At 74.8% G+C, this 24,348-nt stretch carries 22 protein-coding genes and 2 pseudogenes; 11 read left to right on the top strand and 13 right to left on the bottom strand.

Features of this window, described 5'->3' with window-relative positions; translation table 11 throughout:
- Positions 1-21 precede the first annotated feature (21 nt).
- The 5 genes from ACZ4M5_RS14220 (at position 22) to ACZ4M5_RS14200 (ending at position 6,194) form a co-directional block, all read left to right on the top strand.
- Positions 22-735: a hypothetical protein gene (locus ACZ4M5_RS14220; protein WP_467736390.1), complete on the top strand. Its 714-nt coding sequence runs from the start codon at positions 22-24 to the stop codon at positions 733-735.
- A complete protein-coding gene (locus tag ACZ4M5_RS14215) occupies positions 732-1,292 on the top strand; it encodes a SixA phosphatase family protein (RefSeq protein WP_467736388.1) in 561 nt (186 codons plus the stop codon). The genes ACZ4M5_RS14220 and ACZ4M5_RS14215 overlap by 4 nt, the downstream gene beginning before the upstream one ends.
- 9 nt (positions 1,293-1,301) lie before the next feature.
- Positions 1,302-1,928, top strand: a complete 627-nt coding sequence (locus ACZ4M5_RS14210; protein ID WP_467736386.1) for a YigZ family protein — start codon at positions 1,302-1,304, stop codon at positions 1,926-1,928.
- Between the two features lie 109 nt (positions 1,929-2,037).
- Positions 2,038-3,201, top strand: coding sequence for an exonuclease SbcCD subunit D (locus tag ACZ4M5_RS14205; protein WP_467736384.1), 1,164 nt, complete (start codon positions 2,038-2,040; stop codon positions 3,199-3,201).
- Complete coding sequence (locus tag ACZ4M5_RS14200; protein WP_467736382.1) at positions 3,198-6,194, top strand: AAA family ATPase; 2,997 nt, start codon at positions 3,198-3,200, stop codon at positions 6,192-6,194. The genes ACZ4M5_RS14205 and ACZ4M5_RS14200 overlap by 4 nt, the downstream gene beginning before the upstream one ends.
- 7 nt (positions 6,195-6,201) lie before the next feature.
- Here ACZ4M5_RS14200 and ACZ4M5_RS14195 read toward each other — a convergent pair whose 3' ends face one another.
- Positions 6,202-6,648, bottom strand: coding sequence for an Lrp/AsnC family transcriptional regulator (locus ACZ4M5_RS14195; RefSeq protein ID WP_467736380.1), 447 nt, complete (start codon positions 6,646-6,648; stop codon positions 6,202-6,204).
- A 94-nt stretch (positions 6,649-6,742) separates the two neighbouring features.
- Here ACZ4M5_RS14195 and ACZ4M5_RS14190 point away from each other — a divergent pair, with 94 nt between their 5' ends.
- Complete coding sequence (locus tag ACZ4M5_RS14190; RefSeq protein WP_467736378.1) at positions 6,743-7,216, top strand: rhodanese-like domain-containing protein; 474 nt, start codon at positions 6,743-6,745, stop codon at positions 7,214-7,216.
- A gap of 45 nt (positions 7,217-7,261) precedes the next feature.
- Positions 7,262-7,780 carry an immunity 21 family protein gene (locus tag ACZ4M5_RS14185; RefSeq protein ID WP_467736376.1) on the top strand — a complete coding sequence of 173 codons (519 nt, stop codon included), beginning with the start codon at positions 7,262-7,264 and terminating at the stop codon, positions 7,778-7,780.
- A gap of 14 nt (positions 7,781-7,794) precedes the next feature.
- On the opposite strand, the gene ACZ4M5_RS14180 is transcribed toward ACZ4M5_RS14185, so the two are convergent.
- Complete coding sequence (locus tag ACZ4M5_RS14180) at positions 7,795-9,486, bottom strand: DUF885 domain-containing protein (protein WP_467736374.1); 1,692 nt, start codon at positions 9,484-9,486, stop codon at positions 7,795-7,797.
- Between the two features lie 32 nt (positions 9,487-9,518).
- A complete protein-coding gene (locus ACZ4M5_RS14175) occupies positions 9,519-10,010 on the bottom strand; it encodes an Lrp/AsnC family transcriptional regulator (protein WP_467736372.1) in 492 nt (163 codons plus the stop codon).
- 59 nt (positions 10,011-10,069) lie between these two features.
- On the opposite strand from ACZ4M5_RS14175, the gene ACZ4M5_RS14170 reads away from it, so the two are divergent.
- Positions 10,070-11,287: a trans-sulfuration enzyme family protein gene (locus ACZ4M5_RS14170; RefSeq protein ID WP_467736370.1), complete on the top strand. Its 1,218-nt coding sequence runs from the start codon at positions 10,070-10,072 to the stop codon at positions 11,285-11,287.
- A gap of 9 nt (positions 11,288-11,296) precedes the next feature.
- Here the strand turns inward: ACZ4M5_RS14170 and ACZ4M5_RS14165 are convergent, their stop codons facing one another.
- The 4 genes from ACZ4M5_RS14165 to ACZ4M5_RS14150 form a co-directional block, all read right to left on the bottom strand.
- Entirely contained in the window at positions 11,297-12,553 is a 1,257-nt protein-coding gene (locus tag ACZ4M5_RS14165) for a GNAT family N-acetyltransferase (protein WP_467736368.1), read from the bottom strand.
- A gap of 109 nt (positions 12,554-12,662) precedes the next feature.
- Entirely contained in the window at positions 12,663-14,228 is a 1,566-nt protein-coding gene (locus ACZ4M5_RS14160) for an alkaline phosphatase D family protein (protein WP_467736366.1), read from the bottom strand.
- A gap of 162 nt (positions 14,229-14,390) precedes the next feature.
- Positions 14,391-15,830, bottom strand: coding sequence for a MocR-like pyridoxine biosynthesis transcription factor PdxR (gene pdxR, locus ACZ4M5_RS14155; protein ID WP_467736364.1), 1,440 nt, complete (start codon positions 15,828-15,830; stop codon positions 14,391-14,393).
- A 34-nt stretch (positions 15,831-15,864) separates the two neighbouring features.
- Complete coding sequence (locus ACZ4M5_RS14150; protein WP_467736362.1) at positions 15,865-16,695, bottom strand: alpha/beta fold hydrolase; 831 nt, start codon at positions 16,693-16,695, stop codon at positions 15,865-15,867.
- A gap of 212 nt (positions 16,696-16,907) precedes the next feature.
- On the opposite strand from ACZ4M5_RS14150, the gene ACZ4M5_RS14145 reads away from it, so the two are divergent.
- The gene (locus tag ACZ4M5_RS14145) at positions 16,908-17,792 is read left to right on the top strand and encodes an RNA polymerase sigma-70 factor (protein ID WP_467736360.1); all 885 of its coding nucleotides are present in this window, start codon (positions 16,908-16,910) and stop codon (positions 17,790-17,792) included.
- Between the two features lie 167 nt (positions 17,793-17,959).
- Positions 17,960-18,721, top strand: a complete 762-nt coding sequence (locus tag ACZ4M5_RS14140; RefSeq protein ID WP_467736358.1) for a GntR family transcriptional regulator — start codon at positions 17,960-17,962, stop codon at positions 18,719-18,721.
- 38 nt (positions 18,722-18,759) lie between these two features.
- Here the strand turns inward: ACZ4M5_RS14140 and ACZ4M5_RS14135 are convergent, their stop codons facing one another.
- The 3 genes and pseudogenes from ACZ4M5_RS14135 to ACZ4M5_RS14125 all read right to left on the bottom strand — a co-directional run.
- On the bottom strand, positions 18,760-19,917 hold the full coding sequence (locus ACZ4M5_RS14135) for an ROK family transcriptional regulator (protein WP_467736356.1): 1,158 nt from the start codon (positions 19,915-19,917) through the stop codon (positions 18,760-18,762).
- A gap of 88 nt (positions 19,918-20,005) precedes the next feature.
- Positions 20,006-20,191: pseudogene (locus tag ACZ4M5_RS14130) on the bottom strand (response regulator transcription factor); the annotation flags it as partial.
- A gap of 58 nt (positions 20,192-20,249) precedes the next feature.
- Positions 20,250-20,776, bottom strand: a pseudogene (locus ACZ4M5_RS14125) (sensor histidine kinase); the annotation flags it as partial.
- Positions 20,777-20,957: 181 nt separating this feature from the next.
- On the opposite strand from ACZ4M5_RS14125, the gene ACZ4M5_RS14120 reads away from it, so the two are divergent.
- Entirely contained in the window at positions 20,958-21,389 is a 432-nt protein-coding gene (locus tag ACZ4M5_RS14120) for a hypothetical protein (protein WP_467736355.1), read from the top strand.
- On the opposite strand, the gene mug is transcribed toward ACZ4M5_RS14120, so the two are convergent.
- From mug to ACZ4M5_RS14105, 3 genes are all read right to left on the bottom strand, one after another.
- Complete coding sequence (gene mug, locus ACZ4M5_RS14115) at positions 21,367-21,939, bottom strand: G/U mismatch-specific DNA glycosylase (protein WP_467736353.1); 573 nt, start codon at positions 21,937-21,939, stop codon at positions 21,367-21,369. The genes ACZ4M5_RS14120 and mug overlap by 23 nt on opposite strands.
- Positions 21,940-21,952: 13 nt before the next feature.
- Positions 21,953-23,395, bottom strand: coding sequence for an adenylosuccinate lyase (gene purB / locus ACZ4M5_RS14110; RefSeq protein WP_467736351.1), 1,443 nt, complete (start codon positions 23,393-23,395; stop codon positions 21,953-21,955).
- Between the two features lie 129 nt (positions 23,396-23,524).
- Positions 23,525-24,304 (bottom strand): SGNH/GDSL hydrolase family protein, encoded by a 780-nt coding sequence (locus tag ACZ4M5_RS14105; protein WP_467736349.1) that lies wholly within the window; start codon positions 24,302-24,304, stop codon positions 23,525-23,527.
- Between the last annotated feature and the right edge of the window lie 44 nt (positions 24,305-24,348).

The following is a 24,348-nucleotide window of genomic DNA, read 5'->3' as shown; positions in this document are numbered from 1 at the left end:
CCCCCGGCCTAGGCTCGCCCTGTGCTGCGCATCATCGACGCCCGTACCGGCGAGCAGGCCGACGCCGCCCCGGCCCACCGCGGACCGACCCTGGTCCAGGCGCACGCCGCCGGCGCCGGTCTGACGGACCTGCGCGTCCTGCTCGTGGCCGATCTGCTCGTCCGGGCCCTGGAGATCAGGGGCTCCGTGGCGTCGGCATGGCTCGACGGCGGGCCGTTCCAGCCGAAGCTGCGGGCCGGGGCCGCCGCGCTCGGCATGCGGCCCTTCGAGTCCGGCCCCGCCGCGAGCCTCGACAACACCCGGATCGTCCATGTCGCCGCCGAGGGCGGTTGCGCGCCGGACGGGCCGCGCATCGCGGTGGCACCGGCGAGCGGCCCCGGCCCGGCGGACCTCCCCGACCCCGCCGCCCTGCGCCTGGCCCTGCTGACCCGGCACCACGGCACCCCCGCCCGGCTGGGGCCGGCCGCTGTCGAGGAGGCCGCCGCCACGCTCACGCGCTGGCGCGACACGGTCGCCCGCTGGGCCCGCAGCCCCTCGCGCCCGGTCCCCGAGGACGTGCGCCGGCGGCTGCGCGAGGCCTGGGAGAACGACCTCGGCCTCCCCGCGGTGCTGGACGAACTGCGCCGGGTGGAGACCGGGCCCGAGGTGCCGGACGGTGCCCGCTTCGAGACCTACGCCCACGCCGACCGCCTCCTCGGCCTCGACCTCACCGCCGGCCTGGGATCCTCCTCGTGATCGACCGTGCGGGGGGAGGCCCGCTGCGCCGCCTGGTGCTGCTGCGGCACGCCAAGTCCGCCTGGCCCGTGGACGCCGCCGACCACGAACGCCCCCTCGCGCCGCGCGGCCGCCGGGACGCCCCCGCCGCCGGGCGTGCCCTGGCCGAGGCGGACTGCCTCCCCGACCTCGCGCTGTGCTCCTCCGCCCTGCGCGCCCGCGAGACGTGGGACCTGGCCGCCGCCCAATGGGGCACACCACCTCCCGTCCGGCACGACCGGCGGTTGTACGCCGCCGGACCCCAGGGCCTGCTGAACGTGATCCACGAGGTGTCCGCAGAGGTCGAGACGCTGCTGCTGATCGGGCACAACCCCGGACTGGAGGAACTGGTCCTGGCCCTCGCCGGGGACGGCCTGGACGACACCCTGGAGCGGGTCCGCACGAAGTTCCCGACCGCGGCGATCGCCGTCCTGTCCTGGCGCGGCACGGCCTGGCACGCCCTCGACCCCGGGAGGGCGCTGCTCACCTCGGTGACCGTCGCCCGGGGCGACAGGAAGCACCGCGGGCCGCACGCATAGGCTGGCCGGATGCAGGACGAATACCGCACGGTCGCCCGCGCGGCCGTGCACGAGACCGAGGTCAACCGCTCCCGCTTCCTGTGCGCCCTCGCCCCGGCGGCCACCGAGCAGGAGGCCCAGGAGTTCATCGCCGCGGTCCGCAAGGAGCACGCCGACGCCAACCACAACTGCTGGGCCTACGTCATCGGCGCCGACGCCTCGGTGCAGAAGGCGAGCGACGACGGCGAGCCCGGCGGCACCGCCGGCGTCCCCATGCTCCAGATGCTCCTGCGCCGCGACATGCGCTACGTCGTCGCCGTCGTCACCCGCTACTTCGGTGGCGTCAAGCTCGGCGCCGGCGGCCTCATCCGGGCCTACGGCGGAGCGGTCGGCGAAGCCCTGGACGCCGTCGGCACCCGCACCCGCCGCCGGTACCGCCTGGCCACGGTCACCGTCGACCACCAGCGGGCCGGGAAGCTGGAGAACGACCTGCGCACCACCGGACGCGGGGTGCGCGACGTCCGCTACGGCGAGGAGGTCGAGCTGGAGATCGCCCTCCCGGACGCCGACCTGGACGCCTTCCGCGCCTGGCTCGCCGACGTGACCTCCGGCACGGCCCGCCTCGAAGAGGGCGGCGAGGCGTACGGCGAGGCCTGAGGAAGCGGGACGAAGCGGGCGTTAACTGGTCACAACGCGCCTGCTGATGCCGGGCGATACGGGAGTAAGCACCCGTGATGTCAGCACCGGCGGATAGTCTCGGGGGATCATGAGACTCCTGCACACGTCCGACTGGCACCTGGGCCGCTCCTTCCACCGGGTCAACATGCTCGGTGCCCAGGCCGAGTTCGTCGGGCACCTCGTCGCGACCGCGCGGGAGCGGGCCGTGGACGCGGTGGTCGTGTCGGGGGACGTGTACGACCGGGCCGTGCCGCCGCTCGCCGCGGTCGAGCTGTTCGACGACGCCCTGCACCGGCTCGCCGCCCTCGGTGTGCCCACCGTCATGATCTCCGGCAACCACGACTCTGCCCGCCGGCTGGGCGTGGCCGCCGGGCTGATCGACCGGGCCGGCATCCACCTGCGCACCGAGCCGTCGGCGGCCGGCACCCCGGTGGTGCTGGCCGACGCTCATGGCGACGTCGCCTTCTACGGACTGCCCTACCTCGAACCGGCCTTGGTCAAGGACGAGTTCGGGGTGGAGAAGGCCGGGCACGAGAGCGTGCTCGCCGCCGCCATGGACCGCGTCCGCGCCGATCTCGCAGCACGTGCGCCCGGCACCCGCTCCGTCGTCCTCGCCCACGCCTTCGTCACCGGCGGGCAACCCAGCGACAGCGAGCGCGACATCACCGTCGGCGGGGTGGCCGCCGTGCCCGCCGGGGTCTTCGACGGCGTCGACTACGTGGCCCTCGGGCATCTGCACGGCTGCCAGACCCTCACCGACCGGATCCGCTACTCCGGCTCCCCGCTGCCGTACTCCTTCTCCGAGGCCGACCACCGCAAGAGCATGTGGCTGGTCGACCTGGCCGCCGACGGCACGGTCGGCGCCGAGCGCGTCGACTGCCCCGTGCCGCGTCCCCTGGCCCGCATCCGCGGCACACTCGACGACCTGCTCGCCGACCCCGCTCTCGCCCGGCACGAGGCGGCCTGGGTGGAGGCGACGCTCACCGACCCGGTCCGCCCGGCCGAACCCATGGCCCGGCTCACCGAACGCTTCCCGCACACCCTCAGCCTGGTCTTCGACCCCGACCGCGAGCGGGAGGAGAGCGAGGAGTCGTACGCCCGGCGCCTCGCCGGACGCAGCGACCAGCAGATCGCCGAGGACTTCGTCGCGCACGTACGCGGCACCGGGCCCGACCCGCACGAACAGCGCGTGCTGAGCGACGCGTTCGACGCGGTGCGGGCCGACGACACCGTGCGGGAGGTGGCCCGGTGAGGCTGCACCGGCTCACGGTCACCGCGTTCGGGCCCTTCGGCGGCACCCAGACCGTCGACTTCGACGACCTGTCGGCCGCCGGGCTGTTCCTGCTGCACGGGCCGACCGGCGCGGGCAAGACCTCCGTCCTCGACGCCGTCTGCTACGCCCTGTACGGCTCGGTCCCCGGCGCCCGGCAGACGGGCGGCCAGGGCACCGGCCTGCGCAGCGACCACGCCGCCCCCGCGACCCGCACCGAGGTGAGCCTCGAACTGACCGTCGCCGGACGCCGTCTGGAGGTCACCCGCCAGCCGCCCTGGGAGCGCCCCAAGAAGCGCGGTACCGGCACCACCGTCGACAAGGCCCAGACCTGGCTGCGCGCCTACGACGCGTCCGCCGGCGTCTGGAAGGACCTCAGCCGCTCCCACCAGGAGGTCGGCGAGGAGATCACCCAGCTGCTCGGGATGAGCCGGGAGCAGTTCTGCCAGGTCGTGCTGCTGCCCCAGGGCGACTTCGCGCGGTTCCTGCGCGCCGACGCCGAGGCCCGCGGCAAGCTGCTGGGCCGCCTCTTCGACACCCGCCGCTTCGCCGACGTCGAGAAGCGCCTGGCCGAACGCCGCCGCGCCACCGAGACGCGCGTGCGCGAGGGCGACGCCGAGCTGCTGGCCGACGCCCACCGGATGCAGCAGGCCGCCGGCGAGGCCATGCGGCTGCCGGAGCTGGGCCCGGGCGAACCCGGACTCGCCGAGGCCGTGCTGGGCGCCGCGGCCGTGGCCCGCAGCACCGCCCGCGAACAGCTCACCGTCGCCGAGTGCACCCTCGCCGCCGCCGAGTCCGCGCAGACCGCCGCCACCCGCGCCCTGGACGCCGTACGCGAGCTCGCCCGGCTGCAGCGCAGGTTCGCCGAGGCGCGGCAGCGGGCGGCGCGGCTGGAGGAGGGGGCCGGGGCGTTCCGGGAGGCGCAGTCGCTCATGGAGCGGGCCCGCAAGGCCGAGGGGGTCGCCCCCGCCCTGGACCTGCGGGAGGCCGCCGACGCCGAGCACCGCCGGGCGGCCGCCGCCGAAGCGCGCGCCCGCGCCCTGCTGCCCGACGACTTCGCCGACGCGGGAGCGGCCGGTCTCGCCACCGCCGCCCGCCGCGCCGCCGAGGAACTGGGCGGACTGGACGCGGCCCGCCGCGCCGAGCGCCGGCTGGCCGAACTCCACGACGAACGCACCGGCCTGGACCGCCAGGAACGCGCCGACGCCGACCTCCTCCAGGAGGCCGAGGCCTGGCTCGACGGCTGGGAGGAGGCCCGCACGGCCCTCCAGACCCGCGTGGACCACGCCCAGCAGGCCGCCGCCCTCGCCGAGCAGCTCGCCGTACGGCGTGAGCCCGCCCGGCAGCGGCTTGCCGCGGCCCGGCTGCGCGACCAGCTCGCCGGGGACACGGAGGAGGCCGTCGCACAGGTCCGCACCGCGCAGGAGGAGGCGCTGCGGGCCAAGCAGCACTGGCTGGACCTGAAGGAACAGCGGCTGGCGGGCATCGCCGCCGAACTCGCCGAGAACCTCGCCGACGGCGACCCCTGCGCGGTGTGCGGCGCCACCGAGCACCCCGCCCCCGCCCGCAAGGTCGCCGGGCACGTCGACCGCGAGGCCGAGGAACGCGCCCTCGCCGCCCACCAGCGTGCCGAGGAGCAGCGCGCCGAGCACGAACGCCGCCTCGGCGTCGTCCGGGAGGCCCTGGCCGCCGCCACCGCCGAGGCCGGTGACGCACCCACCGCCCGGCTGGCCGCCGAGACGGAGGAACTGGAGGAGCAGTACGCGCAGGCCCGCGGTGCCGCCGCCGAACTGCACTCCGCCCAGGAGCGGTTGCGCCAGGCCGGGTTCGAGCACGAGCGGCGCGTCGCCGCCCGGCAGGAGGCCGCCGTCCGGGCCGCCTCACGGGTGGGGCACCGGGAGCGCCTCGACCGTGAGCGCACCGCTCTCCAGGAGGAACTGGACCGGGCGCGGGGCGCCCTGGACAGCGTCGCGGCCCGCGCGGCGCAGCTGGAGCGGCGCACCGCACTCCTCGAGGACGCCGCCGACGCCGTCCGCGCGGCCGAGGACAGCGCCCAGCGCCTCAAGGAGGCCGACGCCCGGCTCGCGGACGCCGCCTTCCGCGCCGGCTTCGAGACCCCGCAGGCCGCGGCCGCCGCTCTCCTCGACGACGCCTCCCACCGGGAACTGCAGCGCCGGCTGGACGCCTGGCAGCACGAGGAGGCAGCCGTCCGGGCCGTCCTCGCCGAGGCGGACGCCGTGGACGCCGCCGCGCAGCCACCGGCCGACGTGGCCGCGGCGCAGCAGACCGCCGACCGGGCGGCCCGCCGTCTGCGCGACGCCGCCTCCGCCCACGACGCCGCCCGGCGGCGCTGCGCCGAACTCGACCGGCTGTCCGCCCGCGCGGACGCGGCGGTGCGCCGACTGGCGCCGCTGCGCGAGCAGTACGACCGGGTGGCCCGCATGGCAGGCCTCGCCGCGGGCACCTCCGCGGACAACGAACGCCGGATGCGCCTGGAGTCGTACGTGCTGGCGGCCCGGCTGGAGCAGGTCGCCGCCGCCGCCACGGTGCGGCTGCGCCGCATGTCGTCCGGCCGCTACACCCTCGTCCACTCCGACGACCGCACCGGCCGCGGCCGCAGCGGTCTCGGACTGCACGTGGTCGACGCCTGGACCGGCCGCGAACGCGACACGGCGACGCTGTCGGGCGGCGAGACCTTCTTCGCCTCGCTCGCGCTCGCGCTCGGCCTCGCCGACGTCGTCACGGACGAGGCGGGCGGGGTGCGGCTCGACACCCTCTTCATCGACGAGGGTTTCGGCAGCCTCGACGACCAGACGCTCGACGAGGTGCTCGACGTCCTCGACTCCCTGCGCGAGCGCGACCGCAGTGTCGGCATCGTCAGCCACGTGGCCGACCTGCGGCGGCGGATCCACGCCCAGCTCGAGGTCGTCAAGGGCCGTTCGGGGTCGGTCCTGAGGCAACGGGGCGCCGGCTGAGGCCCGGTCAGCGGCCCAGCGGACGGCGGGGGAGCGGTGAGGAGTAGACCACGCTCGTGGTCACCGACCCCAGTGCGCCGATCCTCCCGGACACCTCCTCCAGGTGGCGCATGGACCGCGCCGTCACCTTGATGACGAAGCAGTCGTCACCCGTGACGTGGTGCGCCTCCAGGATCTCCGGCGTGACGGCGACCAGGTCGTGGAAGGGCTTGTAGTTGCCGGTCGGGTACCTGAGCCGGACGAACGCCAGGATCGGCAGCCCCAGTCGTTCCGGGTCGACCACCGCGGCGTAGCCCCGGATCACCCCGGCCTCCTCCATGCGGCGCACGCGCTCGGTGACCGCGCTCGCGGACATCGACACGGCCCGGGCCAGCTCGGCGAAACCGGCCCGGCCGTTCCGCTGGAGGACGTCGAGGATGCGCCAGTCGGTGCTGTCCGGGGAATAGTCGGCCATCCCCGAGGAATAGCAGGGCAATCCCCGGCGGATCAAGGGCGGGGCCGGGGATCGCCCCTTCAGCGGGCGCGCCGGGGTGCGTAGTTTCCTGTCCATGACCACCACCGTGAATCCCGTCCTGCGGGTCGCGCCGGCCGCGCCGGCACAGGCCGCCGCGTACTTCCGGGCCGCCCTCGCCTTCCACACCGACGTGTCCGACGTCTCCGCCGCACTCGCGGCGGGCGGGGATCCGGGCTTCGTCCTCGTCGACTCCCGTTCCACCCGGGCGTGGGAGCAGGGGCACGTCCCCGGCGCGCTCCACCTGCCGACCGCGCTCGTCTCCGAGCAGGCCGCGCGGCTCCTCGATCCGTCCGTACCCGTCGTCACGTACTGCTGGGGCCCCGGCTGCAACGGCGCCACCCGCGCCGCGCTCGCCCTCGCCGAACTCGGCTACCGGGTCAAGGAGATGCTCGGCGGGTTCGAGTACTGGGTGCGCGAGGGCCTGGCGTTCGAGGCCCGGCGCGGCGGCGGGCACCGGGACCCCGACCCGCTGACGGCCCCCGTCGACGCGGACGACTGTGGGTGCTGAACCCCCGTCCTGAGGCGATCAGTTGACCCTGTAGGTTCTTGCGCCATGGTGCGATACGCGGAACCGGGCGTCGTGGAATGGGTGGAGTCGGGCGGCGGGCCGCTGATCGCGGTCCCCGAGACCGTCCTGCCGTTCTGGGCGGGCGCCGACGGCGAGGAGACGGCGTCGGACTACGACCGGGCCTGCGAGGTCGACGGGCAGGCAGGGCTCCTCCCGGTCGGCGACGGCACCGCTCTCGTCCTGGGCGACGAACCGGCGGCGACGGCGTACCTCCCCGGCCACGGCCTGTTCGTCCGCTGGTGCGCGGCCGACTCCGAGGAGGAGCTGCTGGCGAGCCTCCCCTCGGCGGCCGCCACGGCCGAGTGGGGGCCGGAGCTGGCCTGGAAGGTGCCCGGCCCCGTCCGTCTCTTCGACGCCGCCTGGCCCGGCACGGGCCTGCCGGACGCCGACCAGGTCCGGGTCGCCCTGCGACCCGGCACCTACACGGTCCGCGCCGCACGGGTCCAGCCGGGCCAGGAGACCTGGCTGGACCTCGTCCGGCTCCGCTTGCGCACGCCGAAGTAGCCCCGGCGGGGGACCTACAGCCGGGACAGTTCGTCCACCAGGTCGTCCAGCCCCAGCGACCCCTGCGACAGCGCCGCCATGTGCCACGCCTTCGGGTCGAAGGCGTCCCCGTGCCGCTTGCGGGCGTTCTCCCGACCCAGCAGCCAGGCCCGCTCGCCGAGCTTGTAGCCGATGGCCTGGCCCGGCATGGACAGGTAGCGGGTCAGCTCGCTCTCCACGAAGTCGGCCGGGCGGCTGCTGTGCGACCCGAAGAACTCCTGCGCCAGCTCCGGCGTCCAGCGCTCGCCGGGGTGGAACGGCGAGTCGTCCGGGATCGTCAGCTCCAGGTGCATGCCGATGTCGATGATGACGCGCACGGCCCGCATCATCTGCGCGTCCAGGTAGCCGAGCCGGCGCTCCGGGTCGGTCAGGAAGCCCAGTTCGTCCATCAGCCGCTCCGCGTACAGCGCCCAGCCCTCGGCGTTGGCGCTGACCATGCCGACGCTCGCCTGGTAGCGGGAGAGGTCCTGCGCCACGTGCTTCCACTGGGCCAGCTGCAGGTGGTGGCCGGGCACGCCCTCGTGGTACCAGGTCGACACCAGGTCGTACACCGGGAAGCGCGTCGCCCCCATGGTCGGCAGCCAGGTGCAGCCAGGGCGGGAGAAGTCGTCCGACGGCGGCGTGTAGTAGGGGGCCGCCGCACTGCCCGGAGGGGCGATGCGCGACTCGACCCGGCGTACCCGCTCGGCCAGGTCGAAGTGGGTGCCGTCCAGGGCGTCCATCGCCTCGTCCATCAGGCCCTGCAGCCAGGCGCGGACCTCGTCGACGCCCTCGATGTGGGTGCCGTGCTCGTCGAGGTGGGCCAGCGCCTCCCACGGGGTGGCGGCACCCGGGAGGATCTTCTCGGCCTCGGTCCTCATCTCGCCCAGCAGGCGGTGGTACTCGGACCAGCCGTAGGCGTACGCCTCGTCCAGGTCGAGGTCCGTGCCGTTGTACTGGCGCACCCAGCGGGCGTACCGCTCCCGGCCCACCACGTCCGGGGCGCCCTCCACGGCCGGTGCGTACACGTCCCGCATCCAGTCGCGCAGCCCCGCGACCGCCTCGGTGGCGGCCCGGGCGGCCGTGTCCAGTTCGGTCCGCAGGGACTCGGGGCCCGCGGCCGCGTACCCCTCGAACCAGCCGCGGCCCGAGCCGTCCGCGTCGGCCCACTCGCCGAGCTGCCCGACGAAGGTCGCCGTGGCACGGGGCCCGCCGTACAGCTTGCGCTCCAGGCCGAGCGCCAGGGACTCCCGGTAACCCTCCAGCGCGGCCGGGACCGCGCGCAGCCGCTCGGCGATCGCCGTCCAGTCCTCCTCCGTCTGCGCCGGTGTCACGGTGAAGACCTGCCGGACCGCGTGCGCCACCGAGCTCAGGTTGCTGACCGAGCGCAGGCTCTCGTCGGCCTCGTGCACGGCGAGTTCGGCGGTGAGCCGCTCACGCAGCAGCCGCCCGCAGCGGCGCTCGATGTCGCTGTCCGCGCCGGGCCGCCGCTCCGCCTCGTCCAGCCGGGCCAGCGTCCGGCGGGCCAGCTCCGCCAGCGCCTCCTGGCCGGCGGGCGAGGTGTCGGGCAGCCGGTTCGAACTCGCCTTGTCGCCGAGGAACGTGCCGGTGATCGGGTCGAGGGCGACGAGCTCGTCGACGTAGGCGTCGGCGACCTCTCGGGGAAGCGCGCTGGTGATCTCAGACATGCGGTCCATCCTGGTACGGCGGACCGCCCGCGTCACGCGGATTGAGCCGAGGGCGAAGGCGGCAGCAGCGGGCCGCACTCCCACTCCTGGAAGATCAGCCGGGTCTCCACCCGCGCGACCTCCCGCCGCGCGGTGAACTCGTCCAGCACGAGCCGCTGAAGGTCCGCCATGTCGGCCACCGCGACATGGACCAGGTAGTCGTCGGGACCGGTCAGGTGGAAGACGGTCCGGGACTCGGGCAGCGCACGGATCCGCTCCACGAACGGGCCGACCAGCTCCCGCCGGTGCGGCCTGACCTGCACCGACAGCAGCGCCTGGAGACCCCGCCCGAGCTTGGCCGGATCCAGCTCCAGCCGGTGCCCGAGGATCACCCCCGAGCGCCGCAACCGCGTCACCCGGTCCAGACACGTCGACGGCGCCACCCCGACCTGCGCGGCGAGATCCCGGTAGGTGGCCCGGGCGTCGTTCTGCAACAGCCGCAGAAGATGAAGATCCACCGGGTCCAGTACGACAGATTCGGCCATCGGCCGAACGTAGCACGGGGTTCAGCCCCGCGAACCCGGCCGGTGTTCACCCTTCCGTCATGGACACAGCGAGCATGGGCGCCCACGACGACATCCGCACCGCACCGCGAGCACTCGCCACCGAGGCCGTGCACGCCGGCCGGGACGATCTCGCCCGGCAGGGGCTGCACGCCCCGCCGATCGACCTGTCCACCACCTACCCGTCGTACGACAGCCGTGCCGAGGCGGCCCGGATCGACGCCTTCGCCGCCACCGGCGCGGAGCCGGACGGACCGCCTGTCTACGGGCGGCTCGGCAATCCCACCGTGGCCCGCTTCGAGACCGCCCTGGCCCGGCTGGAGGGCACCGAGGCGGCGGTCGCCTTCGCCAGCGGCATGGCGGCGCTGAGCGCCGTCCTCCTCGCGCGTGGCGCGGCGGACCTGCGCCACGTCGTCGCCGTGCGCCCCCTGTACGGCTGCAGCGACCATCTGCTGACCGCCGGGGTCCTCGGCTCGGAGGTCACCTGGACGGACCCGGCCGGTGTCGCCGACGCGCTGCGCCCGGACACCGGGCTGGTGATGGTCGAGTCGCCGGCCAACCCGACGCTCACCGAGGTCGACCTGCGGGCCGTCGCCCACGCCTGCGGCTCGGTGCCGCTGCTCGTGGACAACACCTTCGCCACACCCGTCCTCCAGCGCCCGGCCGAGCACGGGGCCCGGCTGGTGCTGCACAGCGCCACCAAGTACCTCGGCGGGCACGGCGACGTCCTGGCCGGCGTCGTCGCCTGCGACGAGGAGTTCGCCGGGAAGCTGCGCCAGGTGCGCTTCGCCACGGGCGGTGTCCTGCACCCCCTGGCCGGCTACCTGCTGCTGCGCGGCCTGTCCACGCTGCCGGTCCGGGTCCGGGCCGCGTCCACGACGGCCGCCGAACTGGCCCGCCGCCTCACCGCCGACCCGCGCGTGGCCCGGGTGCACTACCCGCGCATCGGCGGCGGCATGGTCGCCTTCGAGGTGCACGGCGACCCGCACGAGGTCATCGCCGGGGTCCGCCTGATCACCCCGGCCGTCAGCCTGGGCAGTGTGGACACCCTCATCCAGCACCCGGCGTCGATCAGCCACCGCATCGTCGACGCCGACGACCGCCGGGGTGCCGGGGTCGGCGACCGGCTGCTGCGGATGTCCGTGGGCCTGGAGGACGTGGAGGACCTCTGGGCGGACCTGGACCGGGCGTTGTCCGGCCCGGCCGGCGACGCGCGGAGCCGCGTGAACGGGCGGCACGCCCCCGTCCCCGCCCTCTGACCGGCGGTCCTACGGTGCGGAGGTGCTGCCCAGTTCCTCCGCACCCGCCGGCACGGCCCCGGCCAGCCGTGCCGTGATCACCAGCGTGCCCTCCTCGACCTGGTAGTCGAGGGGGAGCCCGAGCCCCCGCATGGCCGCGACCATCGCCGTGTTGGACGCCTGCGTCACGGCGTACACGCTGGAGCAGCCCGCCTCGACGGCCATGCCCACCAGCCGGGCCAGCAACTGCGCGCCGACACCCCGCCGTTGCCACACGTCCTCGACGATCAGGGCGACCTCCGTCTCGTCCCCGTCCCACAGCAGGTGACCGAGTCCGACGATCCGGCCGGAGGCCGTCTGCACGGCGAGGGTGCGGCCGTGCCGCGGGCTGAGCAGGTGGTCGAGGTAGCGGTCGGCGTCACCGACGGGCCCGTGGTAGCGCAGCCTCAACGTCCGCGGCGAGCAGCGCTCGTGCATCGCCCGGGCCGCGGCCAGGTCCCTCGGGTCGGCCCGCCGCACGGTGATGTCGCTGCCCTCGGCGAGGGTGAGCACGTCGGCGCCCTGCGGCACCCGCGGGCCGAGCCGGGCGTCCAGTTCCACCAGGGCCCTCGCCCGGGCGAACTCGGTCGGGGTGAAGGGCAGGTACGGTCGCTCCACGGTGATCGTCCCGCCCTCCGGGGAACGCAGCCGCAGCACGGTGCCGTCGAGGGCCCCTTCCACCGGCGAGGCGGCCGGCGCGCGGTCGCCGCCCGCCGGAGCGGGCCGGGACCGGATGGTGCACCGGCCGAGCAACTGCCGGAGCGCCAGCGGCAGTTCCGCGGCGTCGAGCGCGGTGCGCGCGGCGAGCCCGAGGATCCGGGTCGGCGCGTCGACCAGGTCGTGCGCGTCGGCCCGTTCCAGCCAGGTCTCGGTGCCGCCGGCCGCGCTCACGGCCGCGGCGAGGTCCGAGGCGAGCAGCGAGGCCGGGGCCCGCAGCAGGAGTTCGTCCACCGTGCCCTCGGCCAGCGGATGCGTCTGCAGGCTGATGATGTCCACCCGCTGTCCGGCGAGGGCCGTGCACAGGGCGGCCAGGGACCCCGGTTCGTCCTGCACGGTGGTCCGCATCCGCCACAGGGTGTCCGCCCCCGGCACCTGCTGCGGTGCCGGGGACCCGGTATCGCTCGTCGGCGGCGCGTGTCCGTGGCGCCGACTGAAGCACCCGCGGAAGGCCGCCCCGGCCCGCTGCCAGGCCGTCGTGGTGCGGCGGTCGTCGTTGCGGTCCGTCGGTTCGCTCGCTTCGTGCGTCATGCACCCACTGTGACGGAACGGTGTTGCGCGGTCGAGAACGGATTGTGACCGGTGGGTAAAGGAGCCAGTTTCCCCTTTTTGTCGATGATTCAAACGTTGCGCTGTGTGCTCACTGGCCGACCCGGCCGGGCTGGAGCGCCTTCGTGTACAGCACCGTGCCGTCCTGCTCGCGCAGACGCACCGTCAGCTCGCCGCTGTGCCCGTCGATGTCGACCTCGCCGAAGAACTGGTAACCGCCCGCGGGCGAGACATTGCCCGTGGCCGGCGCCTTCACGAACACGCGGTCCGGGCCGAAGGTGCCGTCGAGCGCGCTCGCCGGGAAGGCACCGGCGTTCAGCGGGCCCGACACGAACTCCCAGAACGGCTCGAAGTCGGTGAACGCGGCCCGCGACGGCTGGTAGTGCTGGGCGGAGGTGTGGTGCACGTCGGCCGTCAGCCACACGGTGCCGGTGATCCGCCGGTGCTTGACGTGCCGGAGCAACTCGGCGATCTGCAGCTCCCGGCCGAGCGGCTCGCCCGGGTCGCCCTGGGCGACGGCCTCGACGTCCGTCTTCCCGTCCGGAACGACCAGGCCGATCGGCATGTCCGAGGCGATCACCTTCCACACCGCCCGGGAGCGGGACAGCGCGCGCTTGAGCCATTCCAGCTGCTCGCGCCCGAGGATGCCCTGCTCGTCCACCGGCTGGTCGCCGGGGGAGTTGGCGTTGCGGTGGGTGCGCATGTCCAGGACGAACACGTCCAGCAGCGGGCCGTGATGCTGCACGCGGTACACCCGTCCGTCCGGCCGGCGCAGGGTGGAGATCGGGAAGTACTCCGAGAACGCCCGGCGGGCGCGGGCGGCCAGCACGTCGACGCGCTTCTCGGTGTACCGGCCGTCGGTGAGGATCTCACCGGGGTACCAGTTGTTGACGACCTCGTGGTCGTCCCACTGGACGACGGAGGGCACGCGGGCGTTGAAGGCCCGGAGGTTCTCGTCCAGCAGGTTGTAGCGGAAGTTGCCCCGGAACTCGGCGAGCGTCTCGGCGACCTTGGACTTCTCCTCGGTGGTGACGTTCCGCCAGGTCCGGCCGTCGGGCAGGGCCACGGTCTCGGCGAGGGGGCCGTCGGCGTAGATGTTGTCGCCGCTGCACAGGAAGAAGTCGGGGTCGAGGGCGGCCATGGCGTTGTAGATGGTGTAGCCGCCGAACTCCGGGTTGATGCCCCAGCCCTGGCCCGCGAGGTCGCCGGACCAGACGAACCGCACGCCGTCGCGGCGCCGGGCGGAGGCGGTGCGGAAGGTGCCGGTGACGGGCTCGCCGGTACGGCGCGGGTCGTCCGGGTCGGCGAGCGAGACGCGGTAGTGGATCTGCTCACCGGAGGGCAGTCCGCGCAGCCGGGTGGTGCCGGTGAAGTCGGTGCCCGGACCGAGCAGTGGGCCGTGCCACCGCCGGGTGTGGCGGAACGACTCGGTGGCGGAGGTCTCCACGATCATCCGGGCGGGCCGGTCGGACCGCACCCACACCAGCCCCGAGTCACTGGTCACGTCGCCCGTCTGGACGCCCCACGCGGCGTTCGGGCGCCCGGACCGCGCGAAGGCGGGGGCGGAGCCCAGCGCGGTGGGCAGGGACAGGGCCGCCGACGCGGCGAGGGTGCCGCGCAGGACGCTGCGACGCCGGGGGAAGGGACGGTGGGACATGGATGCGCCTCCAGGGACGGGATCCGGCCAGTGTGCAGAGCCACACCTACTGGCACGCCGCAGCGCCCGCACGAACCCCAAGTGAACAACTGATCGCCGGGTGAGGGAACAGGGCGACGTCCTGCACGGCGGTGGCGGTGGGTTTCCGTGGCCGACGAGCCGTCAGCGGGCGAGCGCCTCCGCCATCAGCCGTACGCCTTCGCGGATCCGGGCCGGCGGCACGTGGGCGTAGCCCAGGACCAGCCGTACCTCCTTCGCCCCGTCGCCGGCGGCGGGCGTGTGCGTGTACGCCGACAGCGGGCGCACCGCCACCCCGGCCTGCGCCACGCGCGCGAGGAACCGCTCCTCGGGCCCGTAGTGCCGCGGCAGGGTGGCGATCACGTGCAGCCCGGCGGCGATGCCCGAGACGGCCGAGCCGGGGAAGTGCGCGTCCAGCGCGGCGACCAGGGCGTCCCGCCGCTCTCGGTAGGCCCGCTGGCAGCGGCGCAACTGCCGGTCGTAGTCGCCGCGTTCCAGGAACCTGGCGAACAGGGCCTGGTCGAGGGCCGGATGGCCGAGGTCCATGGTGCGCTTGCGTTCCACGACCTCCTGGGTCCAGGACTCCGGTACCAGCAGCCAGCCCAGCCGCAGCCCCGGGGCGAGGGACTTGCTGACCGAGCCGGTGTAGGCCACGCGGTCGGGGTCGAGGCCCTGGAGCGCGCCGACGGGAGCGCGGTCGTAGCGGAAGTCGCCGTCGTAGTCGTCCTCCAGGATCAGCCCGTCCACCGACCGGGCCCAGTCGAGCAGTTCGGCGCGGCGCCGGGCCGAGCAGGCGACCCCGGTGGGGAACTGGTGGGCCGGTGTCGCCACCAGGGACCGTACGCCCGAGGCCCGCAGCGGCTCCATGGCGACGCCCTCGTCGTCGACCGGCAGCGGCACGGCCGTGACCCCGGCCGAGCCGTACAGCGCGTCGTGCTGCGGGCTGCCGGGGTCCTCCACCCCGACCCTGCGGATCCCGCGCGCGTGCAGCGCGTAACCCAGCAGGGTCGTCGCCTGGGCCACGCCGGAGACGACGACGATCCGCTCGGGGTCGGCCACCACGCCCCGCCGCCGGGCGAGCAGTTCGGCCAGCGCGGTCCGCAACCGGGGCAGGCCGCGCGGATCGGGGTAGCCCAGGTCGCTGTGGGGCAGCTCCGCCAGCACCCCGCGCTGGGCTGCGGCCCACGCCGAGCGGGGGAACAGGGCGAGGTCCGGGGTGCCGGGCACGAAGTCCGCCCGGGTGCCCGGGGAGCGGGGCGCGAGGTCGTGCGCCCGGGGCCGCGCGGACCGGACCGCGTCGCCCACCCAGGTCCCGGCGCCACGGCCGCTGCGCAGGTAGCCCTCGGCCGTGAGCTGCTCGTACGCCTCGGTGACCAGCCCGCGTGAGACACCCAGGTCCGCGGCGAGGTCCCGGCTCGACGGCAGTCGTGTGCCCGGTGTGAGCCGTCCCGAGCGGACCGCCTCGCGCAGCGCCGCCTGCAGCGCGCGGCCGCGGGTGCGCGCGGGCGCCGAGGCGGCGGGGAGCAGCAGCTCCCAGGCGGCGGAGGCGCCGCCGTCACCCGGCTCGCCGTGCGTCGACCTCATGCGAGGAGACCCTAGCCTCCTGCCGTCGGGTTGATCAGCGGCTGCCGTCCAGGACCACCCGGGCCACCAGGGCCGGATCGTCGTTCATCGGGACGTGGCCGCAGCCGGGCAGCCGCACGAGCCGGGCCTGCGGGATGACGGTCTTGGCGCGCACGCCCTGGCGCGGGATTAGCAGCCGGTCCCGGTCACCCCAGGCGACGGTGACGGGCGTGCCGACTATGTCGTGCGCGAACTGCACGGTGCGGCCCGAGCGGAGCGTCTCGGTGAAGCCCTGCGCGCCGGCCAGGGCGCGGGTCTCCGCCACCACGGCATCGGGCGCGCGACGCCCGGGGCGCGCGTAGATGCTGCTGGTGAGCAGGGCGCGGCCGAGCGCGGGACGGGCCAGCCGCTCCACCACGGGCAGCGGCATGCGCCGGGCGATGCCCCGCATGGCCGTCAGCACCGCGAAGGCGTAACGGCGCTCGGCGTCGTTCCAGAAGCCGGCGGGGGACAGGGCGGTGACGGACCGCACCAGGGAGGCCCGGGCCAGGTCCAGGGCGAGGAGACCGCCCAGCGAGTTGCCCGCCACGTGGGGCCGTTCGATGTCCAGCGCGCGGAAGAGGGCCGTCAGGACCGCGCTCATCGTCGGCAGGTCGTGCGCCATGCCGTCCGGCAGCGCCGGCGACTCGCCGCAGCCCGGCAGGTCCACGGCGATCACGTCGCGCTCGGCGGCCAGGGCGGGGATCACCGAGTCCCACGCCTGCCGGTGGTGGCCGATGCCGTGCAGCAGGAGCAGCGGGTCGCCGCTGCCCCGGCGCAGGTACGACAGGGTCACGGATCGCTCGCCGCGCGCGGTGGCGACGTCGAAGGACACGGTGGCGGACATGGGTGCTCCTCGGCTGTGTGCGCTGACAGACGCCGTAGACAGCTTGTCAGCAATTGCTACCGACGGGTAGCCCCCGGTCGCAGCCACCTTCACCCCCGGGGCGGCAGGCTCCCGGAGCCTTCCCGCCGATCACCTGCCTCCTGTCGGCCATCGTGTCCGGGAAGGAGCGGTTCCGCCTGGACAGGGCGGCGGGCGTGGGCTGGGATGGGTTCGTGACGACCGAGACCGCGACCGACGTCTTCGAAGCGCACCGGCCCGTCCTGCTGGGCGTCGCCTACCGCATGCTGGGGCGGGTGGCCGACGCGGAGGACGTGGTGCAGGAGGCCTGGCTGCGCTGGTCGGGCGCCGACCGCGGTGGCGTGCGCGAGCCACGCGGCTACCTCGTGCGGATCACCACCCGCCTCGCCATCGACCGGCTGCGCCAGATCAAGTCCCGCGGCGAGACCTACGTCGGGCCCTGGCTTCCCGAGCCGTACGTCACCGACTTCGGCGACACCGCGCCCGACACCGCCGAGCGGGCCGTGCTCGCCGACTCCGTCTCCCTCGCCGTCCTCGTCGTGCTGGAGTCGCTCTCCCCGCTGGAGCGCGCGGTCTTCGTGCTCCGCGAGGCCTTCGGCTTCCCGCACGCCGACATCGCCGCCATGCTCGACCGGGGCGAACCGGCCGTCCGCCAGCTGGCCGGGCGGGCCCGCAGGCACGTGGAGGAACGGCGGCCCCGCTACGAGGTCGACCCCGCCCAGCGCCGCGACCTCACCGAACGGTTCCTCGCCGCCGCGGCCGACGGCGACCTGGAGGGGCTGATGGCCCTGCTCGCCCCGGACGTCCGGCTCGTCGGGGACAGCGGCGGCAAGTCGCGGGCGCCCCTGCGGGTGGTGCACACCGCGGACAAGGTCGGCCGCTTCCTCGTCGGCGCGGCGCGCAAGGGCGTGGAGGACTTCTCGGTCCGTTTCCTGGAGCTCAACGGCGGCCCGGCGGTGCTCGTCCTGTCCGGCGGCGAGCCCGACACGGTCTTCCAGCTCGATGTGGCCGACGGCCGCGTCCAGACCGTCTACGTGGTCCGCAACCCGGACAAGTTGGGGGCGCTGCCCGCCGCGTAGCCGGTGCCGTGCGGCCCGGGCGCGCCGTGTGTCAACGCGCCGTGAACGTTCCCGGCATTGGTCTTGACCAAGCATCAGGGCCGCCCTATGGTCGCAGATAAGTGCAACAACCTTTAATAAACAAGGGCGCTAAAACGAAGCCGACCACGGCGATTGCGGAGGACAGGGTGGGGACCACGCAGTTGGAACCGGTGCCGGAGCCGAAGTACTGGCACCTCAAGACCGTGCTCAGCCAAGCCCTCGACTCGGAGTTCGCGGTGGGGGAGATCCTGCCCAACGAGCGCGATCTCGCGGCCCGTTTCGGCGTCGCCCGCGCCACGCTGCGCCAGGCCCTGGAGCAGCTCGAACTGGAAGGCAGGCTGCAGCGCCGCCGCGGTGTCGGCACGACGGTCGCACCGCCCCGCATGGGCGTCTCCCTCGGCACCGGCCCGCACACCTGGCCCGGCGGCCCCGAGGACGCCTGGCAGCCGGTGGACTGCACGGCCGCTCTCCCGCCGGCCGCGGTCGCCGGGACGCTGGAGACCCGTGACGACGAGCAGGTGCACGTCGTGCGCCGTTTCCGCGTCTCCCACGGCCGCCCGGTCGCGGCCGAACTGCTCTACATCCCCCGAGCCTCGGTGCCCGAGCTCTCCGGCATCGACGCGCCCTCGGGCACCGCACGCGCGCGTGCGGTGCTGCGCGAGCTGCAGCGGCTGGAGCTGGACCGGCAGGAGAACGCGGTGGAGCTCGGATCGGCCGGGGCCGACGACGCCCGCGAGCTGGACCGGCTGCCCGGAGCGCCCGTGCTGGTGGTGACGACGCGGTTCGTCACCGCGGGGCGCACGGCCGCGCTGTCCGTCGCGACGTACCGGGCGGACACCTGCCGGCTGACCTTCGGCGACGCGGGGCGCGTGGAGATCCACGACGGCCCGCAGCGACAGGCCTCCTGAAGCCGGATCGCCCGGTCCGGCCCGTCCGGCCCGTGCCCTCAGCGGCGCGGGGTGGTCGTGCCCTCCACGCTGAACAGCTGCTCCTCCACATGGTCCAGGGCGAGCCGCAGCGCACCGGTCGCCACCGCCGCGTCGCCGAGCCGGGACAGGGTCACCTGCGGCGGGCGCAGGCAGTACCGGGCCAGTTCCCGGCGCAGGGGGTCCAGGACACCGTCCAGGCCCGCCGCCCAGCCGCCGATGACGACCAGCTCGGGATCGAGGGCCAGGACCAGGGCCGCCACGTCGTGGACCAGGCGCTGCAGGTAGCGGTCGACGGCCGCCCTGGCCCGCTGGTCCCCCTCGCGGGCCTGGGCGAAGACCCCGGCGACCGCCTGCTCGTCCAGCGGGGGCAGCGGCTCGTCGGTGGTCGACAGCAGCGTCTCGGGGGTCACTTCCCGGCCCAGCAGGTGCAGCGCGCCGATCTCCCCGGCGGCACCGCCGTAGCCGCGGTGCAGCCGTCCCCCGATGAGGGAACCGGCGCCCGGGCTGAGACCGGCCAGCACGAACACCACGTCGTCCGTCTCGGCCGCCGCGCCCTTCCAGTGCTCGGCCACGGCCGCCGCGTTCGCGTCGTTCTCGACCAGCACCGGGCACTTGAAGGACCGGCTCAGGCGTTCGCCCAGCCGCAGGCCCGTCCAGCCCGGCAGCGCCGTGCCCAGCCGCACCGTCCCGTCCGCGTCGACGATCCCGGGCGTCGCCACCCCCACCGCCCGCAGCGAGCCGCGCGCCACACCCGCCCGGCGCAGCAGCTCGGCGACCGCTCCCCGCAGCCGCTCCAGCCGCTCGTCGGCCTCCGCGGTCTCGGGCACGTCCCGCGCCTGGGAGCCGATCACCCGGCCGTCCAGGTCCGCCAGCAGCGCCGCCACCCGGCGTGCCCCGATCTCCAGCCCGAGCAGGTGCCCGGCCTCCGCCCGGAACCGGAACCGGCGCGCGGGCCGTCCCTGCCGCCGCGCGGCGCCCTCCTCCGCGGCCTTCTCCACGACCAGCCCGGCTTCGATCAGGCCCTCCACGACGCCCTCGACGGTCGGCCTGGACAGCCCCGTCACCCGGGTGATCTCGGTCAGCGTCGCGCAGTCCGTGGCACGCAACGCGTGCAGCACCACCGCGGAGTTGATCCTGCGCAGCAGCGAGGGATCCCCGCCGGTCAGCCGCCCCACCGTCCGTCCTCCCAGGTCGTGCGCGTGTTGGCCGGATCGTACTTGCCCCGGCCCGCCCCGGCGAGGGGCGGGCACCAGGAGGGGGCGATCAGCCCGGCGCGACGAACCCCGACTCGTACGCGGCGATCACCGCCTGCGTGCGGTCCCGCGCTCCCAGCTTCGCCAGCACGCCGCTGACGTGCGTCTTCACGGTCTCCGTGCCGACGGCGAGCCGGGCGGCGATCTCGGCGTTCGACAGCCCGCGCGCCATCAGCCGCAACACCTCCTCCTCGCGCGCACGAGGGGCTCGTCGTCGACGAGGAGAACGGTGACCGGCACCGGTTCAGCGTAGATCAGCGCAACGGGAGCTCCGCACGGACCTGCCAGTCGCCGCCGTCCGGCCCGGTGGTGGCCCGGCCGCCGCGCAGGGCCGCGCGTTCCCGTATCCCGCGCAGCCCGCTGCCGTGCCGGGGCGGGATCGCCGGAACCGGCAGGGGATTGCGTATCGAGAGGACGAGCGTGCCGCCGGCGGCGTCCACCCGCACGCGCACCGGGACCGCGCCCGCGTGCCGCAGCACGTTGGTCAGCGACTCCTGCAGGATCCGGTAGCCCTCCCGGGACACCGGCCCGGGCGGCGTCGACCCGGCCCGTCACCTCGGCGTCGACCTCCGCGCCCGAGGCGCGCGCGGATTCCAGCAGCCGCTCCGCGTCCACCAGGGTCGGCCTGCCGCCGACCGGCTTCCCCGACTCGCGCAGGCACGCCCAGCACCCGCTCCAGATCCTCCAGCGCGGCCCGGCCGGTCTCCCGGTCCGTTCCTCCAGGGCGGCGATCCGCTCGGCGGGTGACGAACCCAGCAACCGCACGGCCCATACGGTGGCCAGGCGCCCCGACTGTGTGCGGGTCATGCGGGTCATGGTCGCAGCCGGTCTCCCGAACCGGCGGACGGTCCAGCCCGTCCCGGCCGCGAAGTCCCCTGCCGCACCGGCTGGTTCACCGGCGGGTCGCAGGTCGGCCGATTGACGCACCGCCAACTGTCAGTGGTGGCGGGTTTACTGGACCCATGGACATCGCACGGCACATCGCCGTCGTCGACGAGCTGTGCCACCGCCCCTTTCCGGCGGAGCACGGCCCGTCGGACGTCGGCGTGTCCGGACCCGGTCACCACACGGCGGTGCTGGCGACGGCGGAGGAGGGCGATCCGGCGCTGCGGGCGGTGACGGTCGGCCAGTTCGAGAAGGACCGCGACGCCGTCCACGAGGTGCTGGCCTCCCGCTGGGGCGACGCGGCCCCGTACAACCTGCTCACGGTCCTGCTGCGCACCGAGCGCGAGGACATACCCCGGCCCTGGGCCGAGCTGAGTCAGCGGGCGAGCGCGGCCCACCTGTGGCAGGTGGGAGGCACCGGCCGCTGGGTCGCCGTGGCGGTCGCCGACCGCGACCCGGCGGACGCGGTCCGGCTGCTCGCGCTCGTCACGGAGACGGATCCCCCGTAGGGGCCGGGAGCTCGGCGGCCTCCCGCAGCCGGGCGAACTCCTGCGCCATCGTCTCCAGCGTCCAGTGCGCGTTCAGCCCGCTCGGATTGGGCAGCACCCACACGCGCGTGCCGCCGATCAGGAGCGACTGGGGCCCCACCCGGGCCTGACGGTCGGCGAACGCGGCGCGGTACGCGGTCACGCCCACCACGGCCAGCCAGCGCGGCCGCAGCCGCTCCACCTTCCGGGCGAGCAGCCGCCCGCCCTCCCGGTACTCCTCGGCGCTCAGCTCGTCGGCCCGGGCGGACGCCCGCGCCACGACGTTGGTGATGCCGAGCCCGTACGTCAGCAACTCCCGCTGCTCGGACGGCTGCAGCAGCCTCGGCGTGAAGCCGGAGCGGTGCAGCGCGGGCCAGAACCGGTTGCCGGGGCGGGCGAAGTGGTGGCCCGTCGCGGCGGTCATGAGGCCCGGGTTGATCCCGCAGAACAGCACGTGCAAGCCCTCCGCGACCACGTCGGGCACGACGCGGTCGCGGGCGGCCTGCAGTTCCTCGGGGGTGAGACGCGGCATCAGCGGCGGCGCGTCACAGGATCGCGCCGGGCGTGTAGCCGGCGGCCCGCGGGTGCTGCTTCACGATCTCCTCGACCCGGGCGACGACGGCGGCGACCTGGTCGCCCGCCGCACCGGTGAAGGACAGCTTGTCCGCCATCAGGGCGTCCAGCCGCTCGCGGTCCAGCGGGATGCGCTCGTCGGCGGCCAGCTTGTCGAGCAGCTCGTTGCGCTCGGCGCCCTGCTCGCGCATCGCGAGCGCGGAGGCCACGGCGTTCTCCTTGATCGCCTCGTGCGCGAGCTCCCGGCCCACGCCCGCGCGCACGGCGCCCATCAGCACCTTGGTCGTGGCGAGGAACGGCAGGTAGCGGTCCAGCTCCCGGGCGACGACCGCCGGGAACGCGCCGAACTCGTCCAGCACGGTCAGGAACGTCTCCAGCAGACCGTCCAGCGCGAAGAACGCGTCCGGCAGCGCGATGCGGCGCACCACCGAGCAGGACACGTCACCCTCGTTCCACTGGTCGCCCGCCAGCTCGCCCGTCATCGAGGCGTAGCCGCGCAGGATCACCATCAGGCCGTTGACGCGCTCGCAGGAGCGGGTGTTCATCTTGTGCGGCATCGCCGAGGAACCGACCTGGCCGGGCTTGAAGCCCTCGGTGACCAGCTCGTGCCCGGCCATCAGCCGGATCGTCTTCGCCAGCGAGGAGGGCGCCGCCGCGAGCTGCACCAGCGCGGTGACGACCTCGTAGTCGAGCGAGCGCGGGTAGACCTGGCCGACCGAGGTGAACGCCTGCGAGAAGCCCAGGTGCGTGGCGATGCGCTGCTCCAGCTCGGCGAGCTTCGCGGCGTCCCCGCCCAGCAGGTCCAGCATGTCCTGCGCGGTGCCGACCGGGCCCTTGATGCCGCGCAGCGGGTAGCGGCCGAGGAGTTCCTCGACCCGGCCGTACGCCACGAGCAGCTCGTCGGCCGCGGTCGCGAAGCGCTTGCCGAGGGTGGTGGCCTGCGCGGCCACGTTGTGCGAGCGGCCGGCCATGACCAGCTCGCCGTACTCGCCGGCCAGCTTGCCGAGGCGGGCCAGGACCGCCACCGTGCGGTCGCGGACCAGCTCCAGCGAGAGCCGGATCTGCAGCTGCTCGACGTTCTCGGTCAGGTCGCGGGAGGTCATGCCCTTGTGCACGTGCTCGTGCCCGGCGAGGTCGTTGAACTCCTCGATCCGGGCTTTCACGTCGTGCCGGGTGACCTTCTCACGCTCGGCGATGGAGGCCAGGTCGACGGAGTCGAGTACCCGCTCGTAGTCGGCGAGCGCCGCGTCCGGCACCTCGATCCCGAGGTCCTTCTGGGCGCGCAGCACGGCGAGCCAGAGCTGCCGCTCCAGCCTCACCTTCTGCTCGGGCGACCAGAGCGTGGCGAGCTCGGCCGAGGCGTAGCGTCCGGCGAGGACGTTCGGGATGCGGGGCTTGGCGGGAGCGGAAGTCACGTGGACGGATTCTACTGGCGATTCGTGCAGGCCAGCGCCGCGGGGGGCTTCGTCGGAACCTACGAGACCCGCGCCACAGCGCTCGGGTGCGCGGCGGCGGCCGGTCCTGCGCGTTCCGGACGACAGGCGCTAGGTCAGTTCCTCGAACGGCAGCAGGTCCGGCCGCTTCGGGGGCAGGCCGTCACCCGAGGAGCGACCCGTGAGGCGGCGGCCGATCCAGGGGAGCAGGTGCTGGCGCGCGAAGCGCACGTCCGTGACCCGGCGCGTGATCCAGCCCGGCGGCAGCGTGGCCGGCATCGGCGCGTGCCAGTCGGCGTCCTCCGGGTCGTGGCCGAGCGCCTGCCACACGGCCTCCGCGACCCGGCGGTGCCCCTCGGCCGTCAGGTGCAGCCGGTCCACGTCCCACAGGCGCGGATCCCTCAGCGAGGGCGCGCCGTACAGGTCGACGACGAGCGCGCCGTGCCGTGCGGCCAGGTCGTCGACGCAGGCGAACAGCTCCTCCATGCGCGGGCGGAACCGCTCCAGGACGGGCCCCTGCCGGCCCGGGCTGCGCATCAGCACGAGCTGCTTGCAGGAGGGGGCCAGCTTCTCCACGGCCTCCTCCAGCAGCCCGCGCACCCGGCCCATGTCGCACTTGGGCCGCAGGGTGTCGTTGAGGCCGCCGACCAGGGTCACGACGTCGGCCTGCATGGCGGCGGCGACGTCCACCTGCTCGTCGACGATCTGCCGGATCAGCTTGCCGCGCACCGCCAGGTTGGCGTACCGGAAGCCGGGTGTGCGGGTCGCCATCCGGGCGGCGAGCAGGTCGGCCCAGCCCCGGTAGGTGCCGTCGGGCATCAGGTCCGACATGCCCTCGGTGAAGGAGTCGCCGAGCGCGACCAGGCTGGTGTAGGTGGGGTTCGTCTGCATGGCGACGGAAATGCTATCCCGTGCACATACCCAGCAGTCGGTCG

Source organism: Streptomyces sp. NPDC026246, assembly GCF_055567995.1.
This window is presented reverse-complemented; position numbering and strand designations above follow the sequence as displayed.

Coding starts and splice junctions, on each gene's coding strand:
- ACZ4M5_RS14160 (WP_467736366.1), bottom strand. CDS start 14,228: ATGTCCCACCGTCCCTTCCCCCGGCGTCGCAGCGTCCTGCGCGGCACC.
- ACZ4M5_RS14170 (WP_467736370.1), top strand. CDS start 10,070: ATGGACACAGCGAGCATGGGCGCCCACGACGACATCCGCACCGCACCG.
- ACZ4M5_RS14180 (WP_467736374.1), bottom strand. CDS start 9,486: ATGTCTGAGATCACCAGCGCGCTTCCCCGAGAGGTCGCCGACGCCTAC.
- ACZ4M5_RS14210 (WP_467736386.1), top strand. CDS start 1,302: ATGCAGGACGAATACCGCACGGTCGCCCGCGCGGCCGTGCACGAGACC.
- ACZ4M5_RS14120 (WP_467736355.1), top strand. CDS start 20,958: ATGGACATCGCACGGCACATCGCCGTCGTCGACGAGCTGTGCCACCGC.
- ACZ4M5_RS14185 (WP_467736376.1), top strand. CDS start 7,262: ATGGTGCGATACGCGGAACCGGGCGTCGTGGAATGGGTGGAGTCGGGC.
- ACZ4M5_RS14105 (WP_467736349.1), bottom strand. CDS start 24,304: ATGCAGACGAACCCCACCTACACCAGCCTGGTCGCGCTCGGCGACTCC.
- ACZ4M5_RS14175 (WP_467736372.1), bottom strand. CDS start 10,010: ATGGCCGAATCTGTCGTACTGGACCCGGTGGATCTTCATCTTCTGCGG.
- pdxR (WP_467736364.1), bottom strand. CDS start 15,830: ATGAGGTCGACGCACGGCGAGCCGGGTGACGGCGGCGCCTCCGCCGCC.
- mug (WP_467736353.1), bottom strand. CDS start 21,939: ATGCCGCGTCTCACCCCCGAGGAACTGCAGGCCGCCCGCGACCGCGTC.
- ACZ4M5_RS14165 (WP_467736368.1), bottom strand. CDS start 12,553: ATGACGCACGAAGCGAGCGAACCGACGGACCGCAACGACGACCGCCGC.
- ACZ4M5_RS14195 (WP_467736380.1), bottom strand. CDS start 6,648: ATGGCCGACTATTCCCCGGACAGCACCGACTGGCGCATCCTCGACGTC.
- ACZ4M5_RS14150 (WP_467736362.1), bottom strand. CDS start 16,695: ATGTCCGCCACCGTGTCCTTCGACGTCGCCACCGCGCGCGGCGAGCGA.
- ACZ4M5_RS14190 (WP_467736378.1), top strand. CDS start 6,743: ATGACCACCACCGTGAATCCCGTCCTGCGGGTCGCGCCGGCCGCGCCG.
- ACZ4M5_RS14205 (WP_467736384.1), top strand. CDS start 2,038: ATGAGACTCCTGCACACGTCCGACTGGCACCTGGGCCGCTCCTTCCAC.